At 50.5% G+C, this 8968-nt stretch carries 9 protein-coding genes; 5 read left to right on the forward strand and 4 right to left on the reverse strand.

Going from position 1 to position 8968, the window contains the following annotated elements:
• The 4 genes from NG833_RS19990 to NG833_RS20005 form a co-directional block, all read left to right on the forward strand.
• The coding region (locus NG833_RS19990) for a hypothetical protein (protein WP_254567032.1) at nucleotides 1-469 on the forward strand (469 nt) is incomplete at its 5' end.
• 196 nt (nucleotides 470-665) lie between these two features.
• Nucleotides 666-1283 carry a class I SAM-dependent methyltransferase gene (locus NG833_RS19995; protein ID WP_254567033.1) on the forward strand — a complete coding sequence of 206 codons (618 nt, stop codon included), beginning with the start codon at nucleotides 666-668 and terminating at the stop codon, nucleotides 1281-1283.
• Nucleotides 1284-1680: 397 nt separating this feature from the next.
• On the forward strand, nucleotides 1681-3072 hold the full coding sequence (locus NG833_RS20000; RefSeq protein WP_254567040.1) for a hypothetical protein: 1392 nt from the start codon (nucleotides 1681-1683) through the stop codon (nucleotides 3070-3072).
• 220 nt (nucleotides 3073-3292) lie between these two features.
• Entirely contained in the window at nucleotides 3293-4024 is a 732-nt protein-coding gene (locus NG833_RS20005; RefSeq protein ID WP_254567034.1) for an MORN repeat-containing protein, read from the forward strand.
• Between the two features lie 167 nt (nucleotides 4025-4191).
• Here the strand turns inward: NG833_RS20005 and NG833_RS20010 are convergent, their stop codons facing one another.
• Nucleotides 4192-4503 carry a hypothetical protein gene (locus NG833_RS20010; RefSeq protein ID WP_254567035.1) on the reverse strand — a complete coding sequence of 104 codons (312 nt, stop codon included), beginning with the start codon at nucleotides 4501-4503 and terminating at the stop codon, nucleotides 4192-4194.
• A gap of 287 nt (nucleotides 4504-4790) precedes the next feature.
• On the opposite strand from NG833_RS20010, the gene NG833_RS20015 reads away from it, so the two are divergent.
• On the forward strand, nucleotides 4791-5345 hold the full coding sequence (locus NG833_RS20015; protein ID WP_254567036.1) for a hypothetical protein: 555 nt from the start codon (nucleotides 4791-4793) through the stop codon (nucleotides 5343-5345).
• 491 nt (nucleotides 5346-5836) lie between these two features.
• On the opposite strand, the gene NG833_RS20020 is transcribed toward NG833_RS20015, so the two are convergent.
• The 3 genes from NG833_RS20020 to grxC all read right to left on the reverse strand — a co-directional run bounded on the left by NG833_RS20020 (nucleotide 5837) and on the right by grxC (nucleotide 8639).
• A complete protein-coding gene (locus NG833_RS20020) occupies nucleotides 5837-6997 on the reverse strand; it encodes a Gfo/Idh/MocA family protein (protein ID WP_254567037.1) in 1161 nt (386 codons plus the stop codon).
• Between the two features lie 140 nt (nucleotides 6998-7137).
• A complete protein-coding gene (gshB, locus tag NG833_RS20025) occupies nucleotides 7138-8115 on the reverse strand; it encodes a glutathione synthase (RefSeq protein ID WP_254567038.1) in 978 nt (325 codons plus the stop codon).
• A gap of 254 nt (nucleotides 8116-8369) precedes the next feature.
• Nucleotides 8370-8639 carry a glutaredoxin 3 gene (gene grxC / locus NG833_RS20030; RefSeq protein ID WP_254567039.1) on the reverse strand — a complete coding sequence of 90 codons (270 nt, stop codon included), beginning with the start codon at nucleotides 8637-8639 and terminating at the stop codon, nucleotides 8370-8372.
• Nucleotides 8640-8968: the final 329 nt, after the last annotated feature.

Raw genomic sequence — 8968 nt, forward strand, 5'->3', positions numbered from 1 at the left:
CCGAATCGCAGCATCGGGTATGGCGATCGCTGTCCTAGTTTCCGCTTGCACTCCCACCAATCCCACCGTCCCCACCCAGTGGAAGACTTATCAAAATGAACGGTTTGGGTTCGAGTTTCCCTATCCCCCGGATTGGGTGGCACTCCCTCCCCCCACGAATCAGGATGGCGGTGCATTTCATGCTCCAGATTACCCCAATATCGAAATTAGAGGATGGGGAACCTTGAAACTCACCGGATTAGAGGAGGCAGAGGAACCCTCCACGATTCCCCAGTCTAACTTCACCACAGAACAGGGATTACCGGCCTTGTTAGAGGTGGAAGTGGGGAACGAAGAAAGTGTGATGAGAATGACCCTGGAATCGGGAGATGTGATTTATACTTGGCAAGGCCAGTCACCCAAAGACCGATTTGGGGAATATTACTCTTTGTTTTATGCGATCGCCCAAAATTACCGCGTCACCCCCTAGTCTAGGAGTACAGTAACGGTTAGAAACCCGGTTTCTTCACCTCAATGTGGGTGCAACGCAATAAATTCGGGTAAGAAACCGGGTTTCTGGTCCTAGCTAATCTCATCCTGTACCTGAGTCCTACAACGGACATACTCGGCAATCCCTCAAATCAAACCCGTTAAAATAGTCACCGAAACTGTAGGAGAACCGAACTGTGACTCACCCGGAAATCACCAAAAAACAAAAACTGTTTGACCGCTGGGCACCCAACTACGATATTCTGTTTACGACTATCTTTTATCAAGCCCTTCATCAAAGATTACTGGATTATCTGCAATTGCCAGACCATCCCAATGTCCTTGACCTTGGATGCGGGACCGGCAGACTGCTCGATCGCCTTGCAGAGGAATTTCCCACCCTACGCGGCACCGGATTTGACCTTTCCCCCGAAATGATTCGCCAAGCGAGACAAACCAAGCGCGATCGCCATCGTCCCCGCCTGATTTTCATCCAAGGAAACGCCGAACAACTCCCCTTCACGGACCAACAATTTGATACCGTTTTCAATACCATTAGTTTTTTACATTACCCCAATCCCAGCCAGGTTTTATCAGAAATAAACCGCGTCTTATCCCCTGGGGGAAACTACTACTTAGTTGATTTTACGACGCCGGGAAAAACTGGTTCAGGAGTTTTAGGTACTTCCCCTACCAATCTCCACCTCTATCCCCTGGAAAGGCGCGAACAACTCGGCACAGAAGCGGGACTCCAATGCTGGGGACATTACTCCCTTCTCGGTCCCGTCTGGCTGACTATTTTTACTAAAATATAGGGGAGTTTCTGCGAGAAAAAAGTTTTCACCTCGCTGCAATTCTCGGGTTGAAGAATTAGAGTACAATAGACAGATGAACAGAGTAAGTTTAGGTCTTTTTGCTTGATGTCCCAGCGCTATAATCCCAGCGCTGCACCCGTGCAAGAGACTCTTTTCTAGCAATTGGCTGCCTATTTTCCGGTTCCGGACCCCAAAGCAGCCCTCGCCCTAGAATGGACGATAGAATGACCGATCGCCTGTATTATCCTAATTAACTGTTTTTGTCAAGATAAAGTTGGCTCAACGAACCGGGCGATCGATAAAAAATGGAGCCGACCCTGCGGAATTACTTCTTGGGTAATGAAGCACTTTTAGGTTAATCGGCTATCTTTGTACTAAATCCTAATAATCAGCGGCCATGCGTCAATTTTTATTGAAGGTGTCAATTGGGATGCTCGTCCTCATCTTGAGTGCGTGTGGTGGTGAACCGGAGACTCCGGAAGTCGTCGCCCCCGTCGAGCCCTCTCCCACGGCAACGGAGACTCCAGAAGAGTCCCCAGAAGCCGCAGAAGAACCAGAATCCCCGGAATTTGAAGAACCTGTGGTGCCTGCACGCCCAGATCCCACTTCCATTGGGAATTTAATTCCGCCCACGAGCCCAGATGAGCGGGTGCGGCAACTGGAACAGCAAAGGGCCCGACAGGCTCAGGAAAATCCCTTTGGGATACTCGATGTCCAGCCGATGCCGGTCACCCCTGCACCGGGCGCAGAAGTAGCGACTCCTAGAGTTCCGGAATTTCCAACCCGTGCGGTTCCCAATCTGCCAGAATTGCCCGTGGCGATCGGGCCAGAATTACCGCCAGCTCAAGCTGTCGCCCAAGCTCAACCCTTTCAACCCTTCCCGGGAGGGGGACCGGGAGGGGGACCTGGAGCGGGACCTGGAGCGGGACCTGGAGCGGGACCTGGAGCGGGACCAGGAGCCGCCCCGGGAGGGGGACCAGGAGCGAGACCTGGAGCGGGACCTGGAGCGAGACCGGGAACTACACCGGGAGCTACACCTGGAGCGAGACCGGGAACTACACCGGGAGCCAGACCGGGAACTACAACGGGAGCCAGACCCGGAACCCCCGGTCCTCAAGGACCACAAATTCCAGAGCAGGTTGCCCAAGGGGTTCCCAACCTTCCGGATTTACCCGTGGGAATTGGCCCTGAACAACTCCCTCCCAGACCTCGACCCCCCGCACAGCAAGCGGCTGCTGGTCCACCGGCTCCCCCTCAACCCCCCACCATTCCGCCTTTAGCGGCCCGAGGAGTGCCGAATCTGCCGGATCTGCCTGTGGGAATTGGTCCGGAACAGCTTCCTCCGGTGGTGGCCCAGGCCCCTGCCGGTCCCCCCTCTCCGCCACCTCTTCCCCCTCTGGTCACCCGAGGGGTGCCGAATCTGCCGGATCTGCCGGTGGCAATTGGTCCGGAAAATCTGCCACCGCCACCGCCCGCGCCGGTCCCGCCACCGCCTCCTTCTACGGAGTTAGCCCAAGGCACGGAAGTGACTGGGGTAATTCGAGCAGGGGGTAAAGTGCAAATTATTGCTAAGGCTCCCAATGAGGCCACTTCGCGCTATGTGCAGGTGGGCGATCGCATTGCCCTAGGCGAGGTCCTGGTTAAAGAGGTGCAAAATTTAGATACCGCTGACCCGATTGTGATTTTGGAGCAGAACGGCATTGAGGTCGGTAAGGTTCTCGGAGAAGAAGAACCGCCAGAGGTTACTCCGGGTGGGGTTAACTTGGCCAATGCCGCCTTCAGACGTTAGCGGCGTTGTCAAGGAAATCTCGCTCACCCCTGGGTAGAGATTCCCAGGTCGGGAATTGACGAGGGGATGGCACTCGGTTGTAGCGATCGCGCTCATGGAGCAAATCATGAACGCGATCGCCTCATTTGCCGGGGTGTATCGACTCAATTGCTACCGGCTGTTTTCGGTTTCTAAAACTTAGAATAGATAATAACCATGCATATAGGAGAATGTTAGGATTATGACTGACTCTCTCAAAAAGCTCGCAATGGCGATATTGATGGCATCTGTGATGCAAATTGCCAGTTCACTCAGCCCTCTGTCTAGATCAATGGCACAGGAAGGTGGAGACACTTATGTTCCTCCTTCTTGCTCCGGGAACCCCGCTGCCGGACCCGTCAAGTGTAATTATCAAAATGGAGATAACTACATTGGAGCATTTTCCAATGGCGTTCCCAATGGTAGAGGAGTCTATGTATATGCCAATGGCGATCGCTATGAAGGACTCTTTAGCGGGGGTCGTCCCAACGGACAGGGGACGTTCATCTTTGCTGATGATGCCCGCTATGAAGGGACATTTCAAAATGGCAATATTGTGAGGGGGAACGCAGTTTTCGCCGATGGTTCCCGTTATGAAGGCACGTTTGAAGTGGTTCAGTATGTTGGGACTGAAGAAATTACTTCTCAACCTGCCGGACAAGGACAATTTGTCTTCACCAATGGCGATCGCTATGTGGGAGAATTCTTTGCCGGACAGCCCTTTGGTCAAGGAACCCTCACCCGCGTTGATGGAACTCGCTGTCAAGGCCGGTTCTTTAATCAAAACCTCGATGCAAATGGCACCTGCACTTTCCCCAATGGCACTCGCTATGAGGGTGAATTGCGCCAAGGCGTTCCCCACGGCCAAGGTGTCCTCATCGATAGTGCTGGCAGAAGGTTCCCAGGACAGTTCCGCGAAGGCAAACGGATTTAATTGCACCGCTTATCGGCCCCCTTCTCCCCAGGAGCAATTTAACTGCCCCAATCCCCGATTAAGACGAGAGCATTAAAACAGAAAACCCCAAGCGATCGCCTGGGGTTTTCTTGATTCTATCTCCTATCATTCTGTAACTTGTCCCTTTGGTGATTCCTCAATCAACCCTAAATAACATTGCCCATTCGGCTGTTTAATTGAGCAATAAATTCTTTAAATTCTTGCTCCTGACGATGACCTAAATCGGTTTCTAACCACTTCTGAACCGACTCCTGGACCTGTTTAATTCGAGTGTGGCCCGACCGATATTCATCAATCGCTTGAACCAATTCGCGATCGGATAAATTTTCCACCAAAGTGTTCAAATATGCTGCGGCAATTTGGGCCACTTCGGCTTCGGTTGCAGGGCCATCAGTCCCCTGGGTTTGATGTAATCTCATCGCGAGGCGATTTAAGGCGTCATAAGGTTGATTGTTCATTGTCCCATCTCCAATTGTCTATATGCTATGGATTGAATCCCTCAGTCTGGGATCACTCGGATTGGGTCTTGCACTGGAGCAATATCCTTGAGTGATTGTGCTGTAAGCGTTTTGCCCAGATTCCAGCCCTTAAATTCTCCAAAACGGTTGCTCTCGACTCCACCCGTAGAGTGAAGCAGCCCTGCTCCCCCGCTAGATGTGGGGGTAAAAAACTTAAAGGTTTTCTTAATCCGGCTGGAATCCTTTGAGCTATATTCTAATCGTATATACTGATTGGAGAAATGTCAATGTTTGATGACAAAAAACAATTTCACCCCGGTCAGAAGGTCGTCTGTCGCACGGATCCCCAACAGTCCGACTGGTATGAGTGTCAGGTTTTAGAGATTGCAGAGGTCTGTGAAACCGATGAAGAGTGCTACATTCGGACCACCTGCAACCGAGTTTTAGGGACTCGGGAAATTGAGGCAGTCGAGTCACCCAGTAAGCGGGGACATCACCCTAACTCCAAGGCGAATTTGAAGAAAGGGCCCAAGAGTCGCAAAAAAAACCGAGTCCGCAAGTTATTTTCCCTGGCTCCGGAAACGGTAGAATGGTTGCAAGACCAACCGATTCCGGCATCCCAGGCGATCGATAAGTTGGTGGAGTTGGCCCTAGCAACTTCGGCGAGTTGTACGGAACTGCCCCAGGTGGGGTCTAAGGTGGAAATTTTAGAGGGTCCCAAAGCAGGTCGGATGGGACGGGTTCGCAAAGTCGGGGTCCAGGTGTGGATTGAGGAACTCCCAGGCGATCGCCCGGTGGAAATGTTACCGTCTTATCCGCCTTCAAGTTTGAAAGAATGTTAAAAAATGATTGGGTTTGATGTTTGTAGTAACGACTTCAGTCGTTCTTAATTTAGGGGGATAACGAATGAATTCGTTACTACAAACCAACCTAATTTTCCCGTTTGTAGTAACGACTTCAGTCGTTCTTAATTTACGGGAATAACGAATGAATTCGTTACTACGAACTGGAGGGAATAACGAATGAATTCGTTACTACGAACTGGAGGGGATAACGAATGAATTCGTTACTACGAACTGGGGAAGATAACGAATGAATTCGTTACTACGAACTGGAGGGGATAACGAATGAATTCGTTACTACGAACGGGAGGGAATAACGAATGAATTCGTTACTACGAACGGGAGGGGATAACGAATGAATTCGTTACTACGAACTGGAGGGGATAACGAATGAATTCGTTACTACGAACGGGAGGGGATAACGAATGAATTCGTTACTACGAACTGGAGGGGATAACGAATGAATTCGTTACTACGAACAGTTTGTTTGTTTAACTGCGGGCTAGATAGTCATCTAAATTGGGGACCGTGACCCAGGTGCCGGTTTCGTGGGATTCGTGGGTGAGGTCCATGAGGAGTTGAGAATAGACACCTTCTCGTAAGGTAGGGGCGATCGCCCGTCTGGACTCAATCCCTTGGACCCAATTATCCACCACGCGCATAAAGGGGGCAATTCGTCCATCGGGGTAGGTTTTAGAAAACTCCAGACGGTTGGGAATCGCTAACTCTGATAAGGACTCCCCTGCCGGTGCCCCCCACAATTTAAAACCATGAACATAATCTTTCTGATTGTCACTGCCGAGGACTAAAGTGCCGCGATCGCCATAGACTTCCACCCAATGTCCTCGTCCCTGGTAGGTTGCTGAACTCAAACTGACTTGGATGGGAGTTCCATCGGTCAATTCCAACATTAGCAGACAGGTATCATCGGCATCCACAGGTTTCAGTTGTCCCCCCGCTTTCGGGTCCGGACGTTCGGTGACTGCGGTACTCAGGGACGCACATAAGCGTTTGACGGGCCCAAATAACCAGGAAATATAATCAAAACAATGAGACCCGATCGCCCCGAGAGCACCCCCGCCTTGCTGTTTTTGAGAATACCAATTCCAAGGCCGACTGGCATCAGCGCGAGAGGAGACTAACCAATCAATTTTAATTAAACGGTTTTGTCCACAGTATCCATCATCTAACAATTCTTTAAACCGCTGCCAGGGTGGAACAAACCGAAATTCAAAATCCATCGCCGTTACCACATTGTTAGCATTAGCAATGCGATAGAGTTCTTTCGCTTCCGATGCCGATAGAGTGGTGGGTTTTTCCAGTAATAAATGCTTGCCCGCTTCTAACAAGGGTTTGGCCATTTCATAATGCAAGAAAGGCGGGGTAGATAAACTCACGGCCTGGACTTCGGGCATTTTAGCCAGATCGGCGATCGCATCGGTTGCTAGGGGGATATGATGAGTCTGTGCGATCGCCTCTGCCCGATCGATATCCCGATGATAAACAGCAAGTACCTCCGTCTGAGGATATTCTTTCAATCCGGGAATATGCACTTTCTGTCCAAACCCCGTCCCCACAATGGCGACACCAATCGGTCCTGGTGCATAATTAGGCCCAGTAGGATAAGAGGAGGCATTGGATAAATTAGTCATAAGTCTTTTGTCCTTTGTTGTTGGTCATTGGTGAGCAGATGGATGATGGATGATGGGAGAGGAAACGACTGAAGTCGTTACTACAAACATCTCCCCCATCCTCCCCATCCTCCCCATCCTCCCCATCCTCCCCATCTCCCCTATCTCTGCGTTACAAAACTCTCCACCCAGTCAATCACTTGATGTCCTAGACGTTGCTCATTGGGAAGGTATTTATCAATTTCTCGAATCCCTGTGGGACTGGTGACATTGACTTCGGTTAAATAGCCTCCAATCACATCTAGTCCGACGAAATATAGGCCATCTTCTCGGAGTTTGGTAGCGACTTCGGTGCAGATTTTTCGTTCGCGATCGGTGATTTCTGTTTTGACGGCGAGACCTCCGACGGCCATATTACCGCGAAATTCAGTCCCACTGGGAACCCGATTGACTGCGCCGATGGGTTCGCCATTGAGGAGGATAATGCGTTTATCTCCTTGTTTGGCTTCGGGGAGATAGGTTTGGACCATCACGGGTTCTTTGCCTTGTTTGGTGCTAATTTCAATCAGGGAATTGAAGTTTTTATCTTCGGGGTCGAGGAATAAAATGCCTTCCCCAGCTTTTCCCCCTAATGGTTTGAGAACCGCTGCGCCTTTTCGGTCTAAAAAATCACGAATGACGGCTTTACTTTGACTGACGATGGTTTCAGGAATGACCGAGGTAAACTGGAGGGCATACATTTTTTCATTGGCGGCCCGCAGTCCTTTTGGGGAGTTGATGACGAGGGTTTTATCGGGATGGATGTAATCGAGAATGTAGGTGGCGTAGAGATAGGGAATGGTAACGGGGGGGTCGGTTCGCATGAAGACGACATCCATTGCTTCGAGGGGATGGGAACCGTCCGGTTGGATTTGGTACCAGGGGTTTGCCGCTATCCAGCGATCGCCTGCGCGTTCGATGGGTTTGAGGGTCACTCGGTCGAGGATTGCCCAAGCTTTGCCATTCACGACGCTGAGTTGATGCGCCTGGGTTATCCAAACCTCATGTCCTTTCGCTTGGGCGGATTCCATCAGCGCGACGCTGGTATCGTGGGTGGGATCTAGTTTTTGGATCGGATCGATGATGAAGGCAAATTTCACGTTGATTTCCCTTGTGAATGGTTCCCTGGGTGGAGCTTTACCTATTTTATTTAAGCGCTAAATGGGACAAAAAGCGATCGCCCCTTGGAGGCGATCGCTTTCTTTGAGTGCTATTTCCGCCTAAATCCCCCTAAAGGATGGATACCGTTGGAGATCCCAGGGACAAGAAAGCGGGTTTTTACCTAAATTTAGGGGCTTTTATGCAGTATGGGGGTAAAAGAACCCGGTTGTCTTTCCTTCAGGGTCCCTCCGGATTAAACTGACTCCGGTTGCAGCATCGGATCGAGCTGATTTTTGGCATCGAGGGCGTGCAAATCGTCGCATCCCCCGATATGGCGATCGTTAATAAAAATCTGAGGCACAGATCGACGCCCATTGGCACGGGTTGCCATCTGATCCCTGGCGTCTTCATCTCCATCGATGCAGTATTCTGCATATTCTACACCTTTGCGATCTAACAGCGCTTTCGCCCGCAGACAGAAGGGACAACGACTCCAGGTATAGATTTCTACGTTAGGTTTCATAATAGGTTCACAGGTCTGAGCAATCGGATGTTTATTCAATTGTAACGGGACTGCTCACCCGCGTTAGTTTTCTGACTTCGGACTGATTGTTAATCCGTGATTCAAACTGCTCAAACTCATCCCCAGAGGACCCTCTAAAGCGAGTTCATCCTATCCCGGGTTGATAAAAATTGCCTAGCTTCTTGATTAAGGGTGTTCCAACAAATAAATCATCCAAATCCCGATGGTTAAGCACCTAACAAGACTGTATGACGCCGCGCAGGCGGGCTTTGTCCGTGTAGCCCCAGGCTTCAGCCTGCGGGTTTTTTGGGGATTTTATTTTTTGGAGT

Source organism: Oscillatoria sp. HE19RPO, from assembly GCF_024220515.1.
Lineage (GTDB): Bacteria > Cyanobacteriota > Cyanobacteriia > Cyanobacteriales > Laspinemataceae > Laspinema.

Bases quoted from the DNA above. Each gene is read 5' to 3' on its own strand.
- NG833_RS20020 (WP_254567037.1), bottom strand. From the start codon at position 6,997: ATGACTAATTTATCCAATGCCTCCTCTTATCCTACTGGGCCTAATTAT.
- NG833_RS20015 (WP_254567036.1), top strand. From the start codon at position 4,791: ATGTTTGATGACAAAAAACAATTTCACCCCGGTCAGAAGGTCGTCTGT.
- NG833_RS20010 (WP_254567035.1), bottom strand. From the start codon at position 4,503: ATGAACAATCAACCTTATGACGCCTTAAATCGCCTCGCGATGAGATTA.
- grxC (WP_254567039.1), bottom strand. From the start codon at position 8,639: ATGAAACCTAACGTAGAAATCTATACCTGGAGTCGTTGTCCCTTCTGT.
- NG833_RS20005 (WP_254567034.1), top strand. From the start codon at position 3,293: ATGACTGACTCTCTCAAAAAGCTCGCAATGGCGATATTGATGGCATCT.
- NG833_RS20000 (WP_254567040.1), top strand. From the start codon at position 1,681: ATGCGTCAATTTTTATTGAAGGTGTCAATTGGGATGCTCGTCCTCATC.